The 16,349-nt window shown below is 63.9% G+C and carries 12 protein-coding genes and 2 rRNA genes (1 of these 14 cut by a window edge); 5 read left to right on the plus strand and 9 right to left on the minus strand.

Annotated features, from left to right (window positions below; genetic code table 11):
- Positions 1-2,622, plus strand: a 23S ribosomal RNA gene (locus C4F17_RS02035); it begins 249 nt to the left of the window's first position.
- 131 nt (positions 2,623-2,753) lie between these two features.
- Positions 2,754-2,866: ribosomal RNA gene (rrf, locus tag C4F17_RS02040) — 5S ribosomal RNA — on the plus strand.
- Positions 2,867-3,170: 304 nt separating this feature from the next.
- Here rrf and C4F17_RS02045 read toward each other — a convergent pair.
- A complete protein-coding gene (locus tag C4F17_RS02045; RefSeq protein ID WP_106934095.1) occupies positions 3,171-3,596 on the minus strand; it encodes a DUF1801 domain-containing protein in 426 nt (141 codons plus the stop codon).
- Between the two features lie 320 nt (positions 3,597-3,916).
- On the opposite strand from C4F17_RS02045, the gene hglS reads away from it, so the two are divergent.
- Both hglS and C4F17_RS02055 read left to right on the plus strand, forming a co-directional pair.
- Positions 3,917-5,296 carry a 2-oxoadipate dioxygenase/decarboxylase HglS gene (gene hglS / locus C4F17_RS02050; protein WP_106934096.1) on the plus strand — a complete coding sequence of 460 codons (1,380 nt, stop codon included), beginning with the start codon at positions 3,917-3,919 and terminating at the stop codon, positions 5,294-5,296.
- Complete coding sequence (locus C4F17_RS02055; RefSeq protein WP_106934097.1) at positions 5,293-6,711, plus strand: FAD-binding oxidoreductase; 1,419 nt, start codon at positions 5,293-5,295, stop codon at positions 6,709-6,711. Before hglS ends, C4F17_RS02055 begins: the two co-directional genes overlap by 4 nt.
- Positions 6,712-6,847: 136 nt before the next feature.
- On the opposite strand, the gene C4F17_RS02060 is transcribed toward C4F17_RS02055, so the two are convergent.
- From C4F17_RS02060 to C4F17_RS02080, 5 genes are all read right to left on the minus strand, one after another.
- Positions 6,848-7,543, minus strand: coding sequence for a substrate-binding domain-containing protein (locus tag C4F17_RS02060; protein WP_106937412.1), 696 nt, complete (start codon positions 7,541-7,543; stop codon positions 6,848-6,850).
- 106 nt (positions 7,544-7,649) lie between these two features.
- A complete protein-coding gene (locus C4F17_RS02065; RefSeq protein ID WP_106934098.1) occupies positions 7,650-8,630 on the minus strand; it encodes a Bug family tripartite tricarboxylate transporter substrate binding protein in 981 nt (326 codons plus the stop codon).
- A 35-nt stretch (positions 8,631-8,665) separates the two neighbouring features.
- Complete coding sequence (locus C4F17_RS02070; protein ID WP_106934099.1) at positions 8,666-9,976, minus strand: gallate dioxygenase; 1,311 nt, start codon at positions 9,974-9,976, stop codon at positions 8,666-8,668.
- Positions 9,977-9,991: 15 nt separating this feature from the next.
- The gene (gene ligK / locus C4F17_RS02075; RefSeq protein ID WP_199851908.1) at positions 9,992-10,693 is read right to left on the minus strand and encodes a 4-carboxy-4-hydroxy-2-oxoadipate aldolase/oxaloacetate decarboxylase; all 702 of its coding nucleotides are present in this window, start codon (positions 10,691-10,693) and stop codon (positions 9,992-9,994) included.
- Positions 10,694-10,695: 2 nt separating this feature from the next.
- Positions 10,696-11,724, minus strand: coding sequence for an amidohydrolase family protein (locus C4F17_RS02080; RefSeq protein ID WP_106934100.1), 1,029 nt, complete (start codon positions 11,722-11,724; stop codon positions 10,696-10,698).
- A gap of 168 nt (positions 11,725-11,892) precedes the next feature.
- Between C4F17_RS02080 and C4F17_RS02085 the strand changes: the two genes are divergently transcribed.
- Positions 11,893-13,170 (plus strand): LysR family transcriptional regulator, encoded by a 1,278-nt coding sequence (locus C4F17_RS02085; protein WP_106934101.1) that lies wholly within the window; start codon positions 11,893-11,895, stop codon positions 13,168-13,170.
- Positions 13,171-13,176: 6 nt separating this feature from the next.
- Here the strand turns inward: C4F17_RS02085 and C4F17_RS02090 are convergent, their stop codons facing one another.
- The 3 genes from C4F17_RS02090 to C4F17_RS02100 form a co-directional block, all read right to left on the minus strand.
- Complete coding sequence (locus tag C4F17_RS02090; protein ID WP_106934102.1) at positions 13,177-13,626, minus strand: GNAT family N-acetyltransferase; 450 nt, start codon at positions 13,624-13,626, stop codon at positions 13,177-13,179.
- Between the two features lie 64 nt (positions 13,627-13,690).
- Complete coding sequence (locus C4F17_RS02095) at positions 13,691-15,340, minus strand: methyl-accepting chemotaxis protein (RefSeq protein ID WP_106934103.1); 1,650 nt, start codon at positions 15,338-15,340, stop codon at positions 13,691-13,693.
- Between the two features lie 156 nt (positions 15,341-15,496).
- The gene (locus tag C4F17_RS02100; protein WP_106934104.1) at positions 15,497-16,330 is read right to left on the minus strand and encodes an alpha/beta hydrolase; all 834 of its coding nucleotides are present in this window, start codon (positions 16,328-16,330) and stop codon (positions 15,497-15,499) included.
- Between the last annotated feature and the right edge of the window lie 19 nt (positions 16,331-16,349).

The raw sequence follows: 16,349 nt of genomic DNA on the forward strand, positions 1-16,349 counted from the left end.
TCGGAGAAGCCTGTTAGTGATAGCACAAGACATAACGGAACAGCTTGGAAAGGCTGGCCATAGCGGGTGATAGCCCCGTACGTGAAATGACCTGTGTGGTACTGAGCTAACGACAAGTAGGGCGGGACACGAGAAATCCTGTCTGAATATGGGGGGACCATCCTCCAAGGCTAAATACTCATCATTGACCGATAGTGAACTAGTACCGTGAGGGAAAGGCGAAAAGAACCCCGGGAGGGGAGTGAAATAGATCCTGAAACCGCGTGCTTACAAAAAGTAGGAGCCCGCAAGGGTGACTGCGTACCTTTTGTATAATGGGTCAGCGACTTACATTCAGTGGCAAGGTTAACCGAATAGGGAAGCCGTAGAGAAATCGAGTCCGAATAGGGCGATCAGTCGCTGGGTGTAGACCCGAAACCAAGTGATCTATCCATGGCCAGGATGAAGGTGCCGTAACAGGTACTGGAGGTCCGAACCGACTAGTGTTGCAAAACTAGCGGATGAGCTGTGGATAGGGGTGAAAGGCTAAACAAACTTGGAAATAGCTGGTTCTCTCCGAAAACTATTTAGGTAGTGCCTCAAGTATTACCATCGGGGGTAGAGCACTGTTTTGGCTAGGGGGTCATGGCGACTTACCAAACCAAGGCAAACTCCGAATACCGATGAGTACAGCTTGGGAGACAGAGCACCGGGTGCTAACGTCCGGACTCAAGAGGGAAACAACCCAGACCGCCAGCTAAGGTCCCTAAAATTGGCTAAGTGGGAAACGAAGTGGGAAGGCTAAAACAGTCAGGATGTTGGCTTAGAAGCAGCCATCATTTAAAGAAAGCGTAATAGCTCACTGATCGAGTCGTCCTGCGCGGAAGATGTAACGGGGCTAAGCCAGTTACCGAAGCTGCGGATTTGCAATTTATTGCAAGTGGTAGGAGAGCGTTCTGTAAGCCTGTGAAGGTGCGTTGTAAAGCGTGCTGGAGGTATCAGAAGTGCGAATGCTGACATGAGTAGCGTTAAAGGGGGTGAAAAGCCCCCTCGCCGTAAGCGCAAGGTTTTCTACGCAACGTTCATCGGCGTAGAGTGAGTCGGCCCCTAAGGCGAGGCAGAGATGCGTAGCTGATGGGAAACAGGTCAATATTCCTGTACCGATATATAGTGCGATGTGGGGACGGATCTTAATAGGTCATCCGGGTGTTGGATATCCCGGTTTAGTTGGATGTAGGCGTGCATTAGGCAAATCCGGTGCACATATACCGAGGCCAACGATCGAGCCAGCTTGCTGGTGAAGTGACTGAACGAGGTTCCAGGAAAAGCCACTAAGCTTCAGCTATATACGACCGTACCGCAAACCGACACTGGTGCGCGAGATGAGTATTCTAAGGCGCTTGAGAGAACTCAGGAGAAGGAACTCGGCAAATTGACACCGTAACTTCGGAAGAAGGTGTGCCCTATTAGTGTGAAGTGAACAACGGAGCATGAATGGGTTGCAAAAAATCGGTGGCTGCGACTGTTTATTAAAAACACAGCACTCTGCAAACACGAAAGTGGACGTATAGGGTGTGACGCCTGCCCGGTGCTGGAAGATTAAATGATGGGGTGCAAGCTCTTGATTGAAGTCCCAGTAAACGGCGGCCGTAACTATAACGGTCCTAAGGTAGCGAAATTCCTTGTCGGGTAAGTTCCGACCTGCACGAATGGCGTAACGATGGCCACACTGTCTCCTCCTGAGACTCAGCGAAGTTGAAATGTTTGTGATGATGCAATCTCCCCGCGGAAAGACGGAAAGACCCCATGAACCTTTACTGTAGCTTTGTATTGGACTTTGAACAGATCTGTGTAGGATAGGTGGGAGGCTTTGAAGCAGGGTCGCTAGATCTTGTGGAGCCAACGTTGAAATACCACCCTGGTGTGTTTGAGGTTCTAACCTAGGTCCATTATCTGGATCGGGGACAGTGCATGGTAGGCAGTTTGACTGGGGCGGTCTCCTCCCAAAGCGTAACGGAGGAGTTCGAAGGTACGCTAGTTACGGTCGGACATCGTGACGATAGTGCAATGGCATAAGCGTGCTTAACTGCGAGACTGACAAGTCGAGCAGATGCGAAAGCAGGACATAGTGATCCGGTGGTTCTGTATGGAAGGGCCATCGCTCAACGGATAAAAGGTACTCTGGGGATAACAGGCTGATACCGCCCAAGAGTTCATATCGACGGCGGTGTTTGGCACCTCGATGTCGGCTCATCTCATCCTGGGGCTGTAGCCGGTCCCAAGGGTATGGCTGTTCGCCATTTAAAGAGGTACGTGAGCTGGGTTTAAAACGTCGTGAGACAGTTTGGTCCCTATCTTCCGTGGGCGCTGCAGATTTGAGGAAGCCTGCTCCTAGTACGAGAGGACCGGAGTGGACACACCTCTGGTGTATCGGTTGTCACGCCAGTGGCATTGCCGAGTAGCTAAGTGTGGAAGAGATAACCGCTGAAAGCATCTAAGCGGGAAACTCGTTTCAAGATGAGATCTGCCGGGGCCTTGAGCCCCCTGAAGAGTCGTTCAAGACCAGGACGTTGATAGGTCAGGTGTGGAAGCGCAGTAATGCGTTAAGCTAACTGATACTAATTGCTCGTGCGGCTTGACCCTATAACTTTGATCAAAATACAGATCAAGGTGTTATGCCAAGTTGACGCATTCAAAACAATTCGCCAAAAGCTGATTCCAAACTCTATGAATTCGTCCGGTTGATCTCCCGATCAACCAGACAACCCTTTATGCCTGATGACCATAGCGAGTTGGTACCACTCCTTCCCATCCCGAACAGGACAGTGAAACGACTCAGCGCCGATGATAGTGCGGGTTCCCGTGTGAAAGTAGGTCATCGTCAGGCTCTTACAGCCCAGAAAACCCCAGTCAGTCATGACTGGGGTTTTTTGCTTTATGCGAGCGGCAGCCGCAAATTGGCCGTCATCCAAAATGGGTTTGCAATGCCCAAAGAACGCCGATAACCACTACGAATAGCACCGCGAACAGAATCCAAGCTTGTGTGAATGCTCGGGTCTCTGTAATTTCAACGGGAGTGACTGCGGCAGGCGGCGCAGATGTAGCAGGCGTATGTGAAGTCATTACCGACTGTACTCCCTGTGGCCCCAGTACTGTTCAGCTTTGCATTCAGCGATGGTAAACAAGCAAGCTCAGCTCTTCGCCTTCTTCGAAGACTTCGATTTGCCGGCTTTATTGAGTTCGATGGCCTCTCGAACGAGCGACTTGAAGGCGGGCCCGGCAACTTCCTCTCCTTCATGGATGTCAATAGCGCGGCGAGTGTTCCCGTCTAGGCTCGCGTTGAAGAGTCGAGCAGGGTCCTTCAGTGACGCACCCTTGGCAAACGTGAGCTTCACCGCGCTCTTGTAAGACTCGCCGGTGCAGATGATGCCGCCGTGCGACCAGACTGGCGTGCCCATCCACTTCCATTCTTCGATGACTTCAGGATCGGCTTCCTTGATGAGCTTGCGTATCCTGGCGAGCGTTTCACCGCGCCAGTCGCCAAGCTCGGCGATTTTGTTCGAAATGAGCTCCGAGGCCGATGGGCTCGGGTCCGCGTCGTCCGATGACTTTTTCATGTCTTCCTCCTGGAGGGTTGCCTCGACGGTGATGCGAATGGTAGCCGCCGAAGGCGGCGCGGATCCGCGCAGACCTGCCTGGCCCCCAATCAAGATCGCTGCCTCCCCTGCCCATGGCTTCACGCCTGCGTGGCTATCAATGTCAATGCCGAGTCAACAAGGACGCGACGGGAGCGGCAAGTTCATGCGCTGAAGGAATGACATCAGGCGAGAAGATCGTTTGACCCGACTGCCCGCGCTACCGAAAATTTTGGCTGCGCACTCGGCCGATGCGCTCCGGGAATGCCGGGCGCATCGCGACACTTCAAGATCACTCCCCAATGAACGACACCACCTTCCTCTCCAGCGACGAGATCCGTTCGCTGTTCTCCCGCCGCATGTCCGAGATGTACCGCGCCGAGGTGCCGCTGTACGGCGATCTGCTCGACGTCGTTGCCGACGTCAACGCGGACAGCATGCGCGAGCCGACGCTGCTGGCACAGCTGCGCAGGAACGGCGAGCTGGAGCGCATCGACGTCGAGCGCCACGGCGCCATCCGCTTGGGCAAGCCCGAAGAGCTGGCCACGATGCGGCGCCTGTTCAAGGTCATGGGCATGGCGCCGGTCGGTTACTACGACCTCTCCGTCGCCGGCGTGCCGGTGCACTCGACGGCCTTCCGCCCGGTGACCGATGCGTCGCTGTCGAACAACCCGTTCCGGGTCTTCACTTCGCTGCTGCGGCTCGAGCTGATCGAAAACCCCGCGCTGCGTGCGGAAGTGCAGGAGATCCTCGCCCGCCGGAACATCTTCACGCCGCGCGTGTTGGCGCTCATCGAGCAGGCCGAGACGGCCGGCGGCCTGACGGCGGCGCAGGCTGAAGAGTTCGTGGCGCAGGCCCTGGAGACCTTCCGCTGGCACAGCGAGGCCACGGTGAGCAAGGCCACTTACGACAAGCTGCTGGCGGCGCACCGCCTCATTGCCGACGTGGCCTGCTTCAAGGGCCCGCACATCAATCACCTCACGCCGCGCACGCTGAACATCGACGACGCGCAGGTCGAGATGACGCGCCGCGGCATGGCTGCCAAGGACGTCATCGAAGGCCCGCCGCGCCGCAAGGTGCCGATCCTGCTGCGCCAGACCAGTTTTCGCGCACTGCAGGAACGCGTGGCGTTCGTGGGGGAGAGCGAGGCCGAGGCCGGAACGCACACCGCACGGTTCGGCGAGATCGAGCAACGCGGCGTGGCCCTGACCCGCAAGGGCCGTGCGCTCTACGACGCGCTGCTCTCCCGCGTGCGTGACGCGAATGGTGCCGGCAACGCGGGCGCCGACTACCAGGCCCGCCTGGATGCCGCGTTCAGCGACTTCCCGGACGACCTGAAGACGATGCGCGAAGCGGGCCTCGGCTTCTTCCGTTATGCGCTGACCGACGAGGGCCGCGCCGCGAACCAGGACGCACTTGCCGCGAAGTCGCTGCAGGCGCTCGTCGACGAAGGCTGGCTGGATGCCGAGCCCATTACGTACGAAGACTTCCTGCCCGTGAGCGCCGCCGGCATCTTCCAGTCCAACCTCGGCTCGGACGAGCAGAAGAGCTACGCGGCCAACAGTGCGCAGGCCGTGTTCGAGGCCGCCTTGGGCGCGAAGGTGCAAGACGAGATCGCGCTGTATGAAGAAGCTCAGGCGCGTTCGTTGAAAGCGGCTGTTCCTTTCCTGTCCGCAGCGTGACCGCACTGATCGACCAATTGCGCGCCATCGTCGGCGCCCAGCACGTGCTCAACGAGGGCGACCTCACCGCCTACGAACAGGACTGGCGCAAGCGCGCGCGAGGCAAGTCGCTGGCCGTGGTGCGCCCAGCCAACACGCAACAGGTGGCCGACGTGGTCAAGGCCTGTTCCGCCGCCGGCACGGCCATCGTGCCGCAGGGCGGCAACACCGGCCTGGCGGTCGGCTCCATCCCCGACGACAGCGGCACCCAGGTGGTGCTGAGCCTGCAGCGCCTGAACGCCATCCGCACCATCGACGCCGCCAACCTCACCATGACGGTGGAGGCCGGCTGCATTCTTCAAACACTGCAGGAAACGGCCGAGAAGGCCGGCTTCCTGTTCCCGCTGAGCCTGGCCGCAGAAGGCAGCTGCACGATCGGCGGCAACCTGGCCACCAATGCCGGCGGCACCCAGGTGGTCCGCTACGGCAACACCCGCGAGCTGTGCCTGGGGCTGGAAGTGGTCACGCCACAAGGCGAGATCTGGGAAGGCACCAGCGGCCTGCGCAAGGACAACACCGGCTACGACCTGCGCGACCTGTTCGTGGGCAGCGAGGGCACGCTGGGCATCATCACCGCCGCCACCATGAAGCTGTATCCGCTGCCGGCGGCCCAGCTCACGGCCTGGGCGGCGGTGCCTTCGCTCGACCATGCGGTCACGCTGCTGGGCCTGGCGCACAAGCACCTGGGCCCGGGCCTCACCGGCTTCGAGGTGATGGGCAAGTTCGCGCTGAGCCTGGTCGACAAGCACATGCCGCAACTGCGCGTGCCCTTCATCAACGAAGAGGCGGTGCCGTACTGCGTGCTGCTGGAGAACTCCGACAGCGAATCCGAGGACCACGCCCGCGCCCGCTTCGAGGCCCTGCTGGAAACCGCGTTCGAAGACGGCTGCGTCACCGACGCGGTGGTGGCCGAGAACCTCGCGCAGGCGCACCAGCTGTGGCACATCCGCGAGAGCATTCCGCTGGCGCAGGCCGAGGAAGGGCTCAACATCAAGCACGACATCTCGATCCCGGTGTCGCGCATTCCGGCGTTCGTGGAAGAGACCGACGCCTTGCTCAAGCGGGAGATCGAGGGCGTGCGCCTCGTGAACTTCGGACACCTGGGCGACGGCAACCTGCACTACAACGTGCAGGCGCCGGAGAACATCGACACCAAGGCGTTCCTGAAGAACGAGGAAGAGCGCATCAACACGCTGGTGTACGACGCGGTGGAGAAGTTCGGCGGCTCGTTCTCGGCCGAGCACGGCGTGGGCTCGCTGAAGGTCGACAAGCTGGAGAAGCACAAGTCGCCGGTGGCGCTGGAGATGATGCGGGCGATCAAGCGCGGGCTCGATCCGAAGAACACGCTCAACCCGGGGCGGGTGGTGCGGGTCTAGTTTTCGGGTATTTCTCCCTCCCCTCCCGGGGGAGGGCCGGGGTGGGGGCATGACGGCCTCATCCCATTCACAACGCTCCTTGGGCACTGCCCCATCCCAGCCTTCACCCGGGAGGGGAAAGAGCAAAAGCCATCGCTCAAGTATCGGCAGGCTCCATGCCGAAGCGGCGCTTTGCCGCTTCGCTTTCTCTTGAGCGCATGTAGGCGAGCAGGTCAGTCACAGCGTCGTGTTGCGACGTACCCGTGCCGGGCGCGGCACAGAAAGTCGTCGTGATCTGAATCTCCGCCGGCAGCGGCCCCAGCAATGCGATGCCCTCGACCCCCATCAACTCGCTCAGCTGCTGGAACCCCAGCGCGGCCTCTCCTCGCGCGATGAGCGATCCCACCGGCACGCCGGCCGGTGCCTGCACCAATCGTTCCCTGACAGTGTCGGCAATGCCCCAGCGTTCGAACAGCGCCATCAGCGCCACGCCGCTCGGCCCGGTCGAGCAGGCGATGCGTTCGGCCTCCAGCACCGCCCGCCGCACCGCGTCTTCGCTGGAGATGTCGGGCCGCGCCGCATTCGCATGCACCGCCACGGCAACGCCGCAGCGGACCACATCGACCTTGCGCGACGCATCCACCTTGCCGTCGGCCGCAAGCTTGTCGATCGCATCCGATGCCAGCACCACCAGATCGAATGACTCGCCCGATGACACGCGACGCGCGGCCTCGACGCCGCCGACCGACTCGAAGGTAACCGCCACGCCGCTCGAGCGCGTGTACGCCGCCGTCAGTTCCAGCATCAGGCCACGCGTGGCCATCGAGCCGATTACCCGGATTGTCCTGCTCATGTGCATCTACCGGAAGGTCAGGCGGCACGGCTTGCCGGCAGAAGAGCGGCCGCTGCTGCCGCAAGGCAGGCCTGGCGACGGGTGATGCTGGTGGACATGGCGTTCGTCAATCGGGCTTGATGCCGGCTTCGCGGATCAGCTTGCCGTAGCGCGCCACGTCGGTTTTCAGCAGCTTGGTGAACTGCTCGGTCGGCCCCGGCAGCGGAATGCCGCCGGCCGCCGCGAGTTGCGCCCGCACCTCTGGCGAGTCGATGGCCTTCTGCACGGCGTCGTGTAGCTTGTCGACCACGGCCCTGGGCATGCCGGCCGGACCGACGAAGCCATACCAGACGCTGGCCTCGAAACCCGGGTAGCCCGACTCGGCCACCGTCGGTACGCCCGGCAGTACGGCGGAGCGCTCGGCGCTCATCACCGCGAGCACGCGCAACTTGCCCGACTTGGCGAGCGGCAGCGCCTCGAGCGCATTCACCGCGACCACGTCGACATGGCCGCCGAGCACGTCGGTGAGCGCCTGTGCGCCGCCCTTGTAGGGCACGTGCCGCAGTTGCAGGCCGGCAGTGTGCTGGAACAGCTCCATGGCCAGGTGCGGCGTCGATCCGTTGCCCGGCGTGGCGACGGTCAGGCCGCCAGGCTTCGCTTTTGCCGCCGCGACCAGCTCGGGCAGCGTCTTGATGGCCGACTCTTCTCGCACGGTGAAAACCACAGGCACGCGGCCGACCGATGCCACCGGTGTCAGTTCGCGCTCCAGGTCGTAGGGCGCGGGCTGGAACAGCGACGGGTTCACCGCCAGCGCATTGGCGGCCAGCAGCAGCGTGTAGCCGTCGGGCGGGCTGGTGATGACCGACTTGATCGCGATGTTGGTGCCCGCGCCGGGCTTGTTCTCGACGATCACCGGCTGCCCGAGGATGGCCGACATCTTCAGGCCCACCGAACGCGCGATGGCATCGACCGCGCCGCCGGCGCTGTAGCCCACGAGCACCTTGACTGGCTTGGACGGGAACGCGTCGGCCGCGCCGGCAGTGCCGAAGTGGCTGGACATGGCCAGCGCGGCCACGCCGAGGAAGAGGCGTCGGGAAAGTAATTTCATTGCTTGTTGTCTCCGGATTCGAAATCGGGCGGGGCTCAGCGCCCCGGGCGGTGCGCTGCGTCGTCGTTGTTCCAGGCTTGCGGGGGCGCGTCCTTGCCGGCCACCGAATAAAGCGCGCCGGGCGCGTTGCGGGTCTGCTGGAAATCTTCGAGCGACTGGCCGCGCATGGCGGCATAGATGTGCAGGTTCGACACGCCCACCACCGCGCCCAGCTTCTCCAGCATGAAGAAGATCACGCCGTACTGGATCAGGCTGCGCCAGTCGCGGTGGCGCACCATGTCGCGTTCCTCCGCGGTCAGCGCCGCGGCCTCGAAGGCGGCTTCCTCGTCGGCCAGGAAGGCGGCGCGATGCGCCGGGCGCGTCATGCCGTGCAGGAACTTGTTGAGGCGGTAGGCGCGCACGCTGGTCTCCAGCGTGAACGGATAGGTGCCGCGCAGCGCTTCCACGCCCGCGAGTTCCTCGTCGATGTGGCGGCGATGCCGCTCGACCTCGCCGGCAACCGGCGGGCTCGCCAGGTTCTCGTAGATGGCCGTGGCAATGCCTGTCATCGAGGGCAGGTAGTAGCTCTGGTGGGTCTTGCGCACGTTGGACGACAGCGCGCCGCGCATCACCAGCCACATGATGACTTCGGCGCCTTCCATGCCGCCGAGCGTGGCCAGTTCGGCCTGCGTCATCTCGGTCAGCCGTACCGGGTCGTTCTCGATCAGGTCCAGAAACTGCGCGTCCCATGCGGTGTTGTTGAAGCCCGCGCGTTCGCCGTGTACCTGGTGCGACAGGCCGCCGGTAGCGACGATCGCCACTTCGATGTCGTCCGGGTAGCTTTCGATCGCGCGGCGCAGCGCCTGGCCGAGCCTGTAGCAGCGGCGCGCCGACGGCACCGGCGACTGCAGCACGCCCACCTGAAGCGGCACCACCGGAATCGGCCATGCCGGCTCGTGCGGGCACAGCAGCGACATCGGCGAGAACACGCCGTGGTCCAGCGCCCGGTCCTGGAAGAAGGACATGTCGAACTCGTCCGCCACCAGCGAGCGTCCGATGTGCCGCGCCAGCGCCGGATGGCCTGCCAGAGCAGGAAGGTCGCGCGCGCCGCCGCCTTCGTCGGCCACCTCGTGCAGTTCGCCCACGCCGAGGGAAAAGGCCGAGTAGTGGTCGAAGAAGAAGGAGCTGACGTGGTCGTTGTAGATGAAGAACAGCACGTCGGGCTTCTTGTCGGCCAGCCATTGCTGCACCGGCGCGAAGGCCTCGAAGATGGGCGCCCAGACCGGGTCCTGCTGCTTGTTCTTGTCGAACGCGAAGCCGATGGTGGGCGTGTGCGAGCAGGCGACGGCGCCGATGATGCGAGCCATGGGTTGTTCCTTCGCTCAGTCGATGTAGCGCAGGCCGGCCTTGGCGAGCGGCTCGCGCATGGCGTACATGTCCAGCCCCAGTTCGCCCGCCGCGAAGCGCGCGCGCTTGCCGGCTTCATTGGCCTCGCGGGCCTGCGCGGCGTCTGCCACGCGCGCTGCAAGCGGCGCCGGCACCACCACCACGCCGTCGATGTCGGCCACCACCACGTCGCCGGGCTGCACCAGCGCGCCGGCGCAGACCACAGGCACGTTGACCGAACCCAGCGTGGCCTTGATCGTGCCTTTCGAGTGGATGGCGCGGCTGAACACGGGGAAGTCCATGGCGATGAGGTCGTGCACGTCGCGCACGCCGCCGTCGATCACCAGGCCCTTGCAGCCGCGTGCCTTGAGCGACGTGGCCAGCAGGTCGCCGAAGAAGCCGTCGGTGCAGTCGCTGGTGCAGGCGGCCACCACCACGTCGCCGGGCTGCACCTGCTCGGCCGCGACATGCAGCATCCAGTTGTCGCCGGGTTGCAGCAGCACGGTGACGGCGGTGCCGCACAGGCGCGCCTCGGGGTGGATGGGGCGGATGCGCGGCGCCATCAGGCCCAGCCGGCCCAGCGCCTCGTGCACGGTGGACACGCTGAAGCGCGACAGCTTCTCGACGGCGGCCGCATCGGCGCGCGCCACACGGCGATGCACCACGCCGAGTTCCTGCAGTACGGGAGCGGTCGTCATGTTCAGAGTCCTTTTTGCGAGAGGGCGCGGTCCAGGCGCGGATACACGCGGCGCGCGTTGCCTTCGTAGATCTGGCGGCGGGCCTTGTCGTCGAGCATGGGCGTGGCGTCGATGTAGCGGCGCGTGTCGTCGTAGTTGAAGCCGGTCTCGGGGTCGATGCCGCGCACCGCGCCGATCATTTCGCTCGCGAAGAGCACGTTGTCGACCGGGATCACGCGCGTGAGCAGGTCGATGCCCGGCTGGTGGTACACGCAGGTATCGAAGAAGATGTTGTTGAGCAGGTGGTCCTTCAGCAGCGGCTTCTTCATCTCCTGTGCCAGCCCGCGAAAACGGCCCCAGTGGTAGGGCACCGCGCCGCCGCCGTGCGGAATGACGAAGCGCAGCGCCGGGAAGTCCTTGAACAGGTCCGATGCAAGGCACTGCATGAAGGCCGTGGTGTCGGCGTTCAGGTAGTGCGCGCCGGTGGTGTGGAAGCAGGCGTTGCAGCTGGTGCTGACATGCACCATCGCGGGAATGTCGAGCTCCACCATTTTTTCGTAGATCGGATACCAGTGCCGGTCGGACAGCGGCGGGCTGGTCCAGTGGCCGCCCGACGGATCGGGGTTGAGGTTGATGCCCACGAAGCCGTATTCGTTCAAGCAGCGCTCCAGCTCGGGGATGCAGCTGGCCGGATCGACGCCCGGCGATTGCGGCAGCATGGCCGCGCCGATGAAATGGTCGGGGAACAACTCGCTCACGCGGAAGCACAGCTCGTTGCAGACGGCGGCCCAGGTCGATGAGACCTCGATGTCGCCGATGTGGTGCGCCATGAAGCTCGCGCGCGGGCTGAAGATCGTGAGGTCGCTGCCGCGCTCCTTCATGAGGCGCAGCTGGTTGCTCTCGATGGACTCGCGCAGTTCATCGTCGCTGATCTTCAGCTCGGACACCTTGGGCCTCTCCGATGGCGCCGTGATGCCGGCGATCTGCCGGTTGCGCCATGTCTCCAGGGCCTTGGGGGCGGTCGTGTAGTGGCCGTGACAGTCGATGATCATTCGCAGCGCTCCGGGCGGTGTGCAGTGGTGGCTTCAGGCATGAGAGAAGTCTGCGCGGACGCGGCGTCGCGTGGCGTGAGTAAGCGTTGCGCTGCCATCATTCTTTTTTATCGAAAAGGGTTAACCCTCGGAGTAAAAAAGGCATGATCCAAGCGAAAGAGGCAGTCCGTGGACACACCAGCCGCACATCACAAAGTTATCGGGCATGCCGACAGCGTGGCGCTCGGCATCAACCTGCGGCACCTGCGTGCGTTCTCCGCCGTGGCCGCGGCGGGGAGCGTGGCGGCCGCCGCGGAAGCGCTGTACCGGGTGGCGTCCGCGGTGACGCGATCGGTGCTGGACCTGGAAGCCGCGCTCGGCCGGCCGCTGTTCGACCGGCGCGCGCGGGGCATGGCGCTCAACGCCTACGGAGAACTGGTGCAGGTGCGCGCGCTGCGCATCGAGCGTGAGTTCGAGGAGGCGCGCACGCAGCTTGTGGCGCGCGGCGGAATGGACGGCGGCGCGGACGTCCATTCGCTCTTCACATCGATCCTGAACGGCCGCCGCCTCGCCGTGGTCGCCAGCCTTGCGCAGAAGCGCAACATGCCCGCCGTGGCGCGCGAGTTCGGCATCACGCAGCCGGCCATCAGCAGCGCGCTCAAGGACCTGGAGAGCGGACTGGGCGTGGCGCTCTTCACGCGAACGGCCAGGGGGCTGTCGCCGACGCCGGCCGGCGAAATCGTCGCCTTCTATTTCAAGCGCGTGCTGTCGGAGCTGCGGCACATCGGGCCGGACATCGCGGCCAGCGAAGGCAGCCTGCAGGGCAGCGTGACCGTGGGGGCGCTGCCGCTCGGGCGCACGCAGATCCTGCCGCTGTCGATCGCTTCCCTGCTGGCGCGGCACCCGCAGCTGCATGTTTCAACGGTCGAGAGCCCCTACGACGCGCTGGCGGCGTCGCTGCGCAGCGGTGACGTCGACTTCATCCTCGGCGCGCTGCGCCACAACTCCGGCGAGGTGAAAGACCTGCAGCAGCAGCCGCTGTTCGAAGACCGCATCTCCGTGATCGCCCGCGCCGGCCATCCGCTGGCCCGCGAAAAGCGCATCGATTTCAGGATGTTGCGCGAGGCGCGATGGACGCTCTCGCGGCAGGGCTCGCCGTCGCGCGAGTTGCTTGAGCGCTTCTTCTCGAATGCGCGGCAGGCGCCGCCGTTGCCGGCGGTAGAGACGGGCGACCTCGCGGTGCTGCGCGGGCTGCTGCTGGAGAGCGACATGCTGACCGCGATCTCGCCGCACCAGCTTCGCTACGAGATCCGCGACGGGAGCCTGGTGGTGCTGGATTTTCCACTCGAGGAGACGCGCCGCGAGATCGGGCTGACGCAGCGCCTGGGCGCATTTCCGTCACCGGGCGCGCGTGCCCTGATGGAGGAAATCGGCAAGGTGGTGGCGGGGTCCGCGGACTTTCGCTGAGCCCAGCTACTCGGCGTGCGGCTTGGCCACGAAGGCCTGCTTGCCGTGGCGGTCGAAGCCCGCGCCCTCATAGAACCTGAGCGTTGCCTCGTCCTTGCGGCCGGTCATGAGCATGACCTTGTAGCAGCGCTGCGCCCACGCGAAGGCGAGCGCCTCGTGCAGCACAGCCTTCGCATGGCCATTCTTCCGGTGGTCGGCATGCGTCACCACGTTCTCGATGAGGCCATAAGGCCTGCAGCCCCGCGTGAGATTCGGGATCACGGTGATGGTGCAGCTGCACACCAGTTGATCGCCGACGTAGCCGCCGAAGTAGCGGCAGCGTGGGTTGCCGAGCAGTTCTCGCCAGACGGCCGCCAAATGCGCTTCGTCGGGAATCGGGTCGTCGGCTTCGTGAAGATGGCGGTAGAGCGCCATCAACGCCGGGAGTTCGGATTCGGAGATCTGGCGTATCTGCATCCCGCCATTCTGACGGGGCTGGCCCGGGGCGCGGCTCGGTCTTCCTGAACTCCTGGGCAGGGCCTTACTGGAACCCCAGCTCCGGCATCGCCAGCCCACGCGATGCCTTCTTCTGCTCGCCGGCAATGGCGCGAAGGCCCTTGTCCGGCGCGGGCGCGCCTTGACCGCCTTCCAGCCTGAACCGGCCGACGATCTGCGCGAGGCTTCCCGCCTGCTCCTGCAGCGATTGCGCCGCCGCCGAGGCTTGCTCGACCAGCGCGGCGTTCTGCTGCGTGACCTGGTCCATCTGCGTGATGGCCTGGTTGATCTGTTCGATGCCCGAGGTTTGTTCCTGGCTCGCGGCGCTGATCTCGCCCATGATGTCCGTCACTCGCTTCACGCTGCCGACGATCTCGTCCATGGTGCGGCCGGCGTCGGCCACCTGGCGGCTGCCTTCCTCGACCTTCTCGACGGAGTTTCCGATGAGCGTCTTGATTTCCTTGGCCGCCGCCGCCGAGCGTTGCGCGAGGTTGCGGACCTCCGAAGCCACCACCGCGAAGCCGCGTCCCTGGTCGCCCGCGCGGGCTGCTTCGACCGCCGCGTTCAGCGCCAGGATGTTGGTCTGGAACGCGATGCCGTCGATCACGCTGATGATGTCGACGATCTTCTTCGACGACGCATTGATCGAGCCCATGGTCTCCACCACCTGGAACACGACGCTGCCGCCCCGCATGGCGACTTCCGATGCCGAGGTGGCCAGCTGGTTGGCCTGGCGGGCGTTGTCGGCGTTCTGCTTCACGGTCGAGGTGAGCTCCTCGATCGACGCTGCGGTTTCTTCCAGCGAGCTGGCCTGTTGCTCGGTGCGCGAAGACAGGTCCTGGTTGCCGCTGGCGATCTGCGTGCTGGCGGTCGACACGTTCATCACCACGCCATGCACCTGGGTCAGCGAGCCCTGCAGGGCGTCGCGCATCAGGTCGAGGGCGCGCAGCAGGTGGCCGGTTTCGTCGTTGGCGTAGCTCTGCTGGGGCTTGCCGGTGAGGTCCATGGCGGCGATCGATTGGGCGATGGTCTCTGCGTTGTGCAGCGGGCGGGTGATGCTGCGAGCCAGGAACCAGGCCAGCAGCGCACCCAGCACCAGGCTCACCGTGGAACACACGATGAGCAGCGTGCTGGTCTGCGCGCGCAGGTCGTTGGCGCGCGCCGCGGCGGCGTCGAGCTGCTCGCGCTGCTGGTTCACGACCTGTTGCACGCCTTCGATGTAGCTGACCGACGTGGGCTGGAACTGCGAGTCGAAAAGGCGGTTGGCGCCTTCGAGGTCGCCGCTGATCTTTGCCTTGCTCACCGCCTCGCGTGATGCGAGGTAGCTTTTGCGCAGGGCGGCGACCTTGTCGAGCAATTGCTTCTCCTCGGGCTTGACCAGCTTGCTCCCGACGAACTTCTGCAGCTCGTTGGTGTCCTTGATCGAGGCGGCCGTGGCCGGGGCGAAGTAGTCGATCAGGCTGGAGTCGCTGCTCTTGGCGATGGCGGCCGCGCGCTGGACGCCCGCCGTGGTGTGGCGCAGCCAGTCGGCCCCCGCGCGTTCGGTCCTGACGTTGTCCTCGATCATCGTGTCGATCTCGACGCTCAACTGGCGAAGCTTGAATATCGCGGCCACGCTGGTGGCGAGGAAGAGCGCCAGGATGAGGCCCAGCACGATGGCCAGGCGTTTGCCTATTGAGATGTTGCTCAGGAACATGGTCGGACTCCAATACTCGGGAAATGGCAAGGCCGCCCCGTTGGTCGTGGCGGGCAGCCTTGAAAGGGCAGAAGGGCGGCGGTCGCCGCGCTCCACTTCCGGTTATCGGCAGTCCAATTGCAAACTTTAGGTAAACGATGCGCCCGGCAATGCGATTCAGGCGGCTTCCGAGCTCGGGAGGATGGCCGTGAGGGCGAAATCGATCAGGTAGAGCCAGGTCGCCTCCAGGCCCATGATGTTGTGATGGTCGGAGTCGGGCACCGTCTGCACGCTGATCGGCGTGGGCCAGGCCGCAATGAGCTTCTGCGAGCGCTCGGGCAGCACCACGTCGTCTTTCGCGGCCAGCAGCACCTGGGTCTTGGCCGCCACTTCCTTGCAATGCTCGAGCGAATTGAACTGGTGGCGCAGCAGCAGCGACAGCGGCACCAGCGGAAAGCGGCGCTTGGCGACTTCCAGCATGGAGTCGTAGGGCGTGACCAGCTGCAGGCTCGCGAAGTCCTGCCGCGCCACGAGCTGGATGGCCACGCCGGTGCCCAGGCTGCGGCCGACCACGTGCAGGCGGGCCTGCGGGTAGGCGCGGCGCAGGTGCCTGGCGAACTGGCTCGCGTCTTCCACCGACGCGATTTCCGACGGATGCCCTTGCGAGTCGGCCACGCCGCGGTAGTTGAGCGCCGCGAAGCCGAAGCCTTCCGGCAGCCAGTGCAGCATCTGCGCGGTGGCGCGCACGTCTTCGCCCCGGCCGGCGAAATAAACGAACAGGTCCTGCAGCGCGGCTTCGCCCTGCGGGTGGTACACGTAGCCGCGGACCATGCCGCCGGGCACCGTGTGCGAGTAGGTGGAGAAGTCGTCCGAGAGATGGACGACCGGCAGCTTGCGGGCATTGAAGAGGATCTGGCCCTGGCGCGTTGCCAGCAGGGTCCAGTACGCCGCGATGCTGCCGATGGCCGCGGCAGAAGCCGAGAGCGCGATGCGGGAGACTTTGGATGGCAAGTGATGTGCTCCGAGAGAG

Source organism: Variovorax sp. PMC12, from assembly GCF_003019815.1.
Classification (GTDB): domain Bacteria; phylum Pseudomonadota; class Gammaproteobacteria; order Burkholderiales; family Burkholderiaceae_C; genus Variovorax.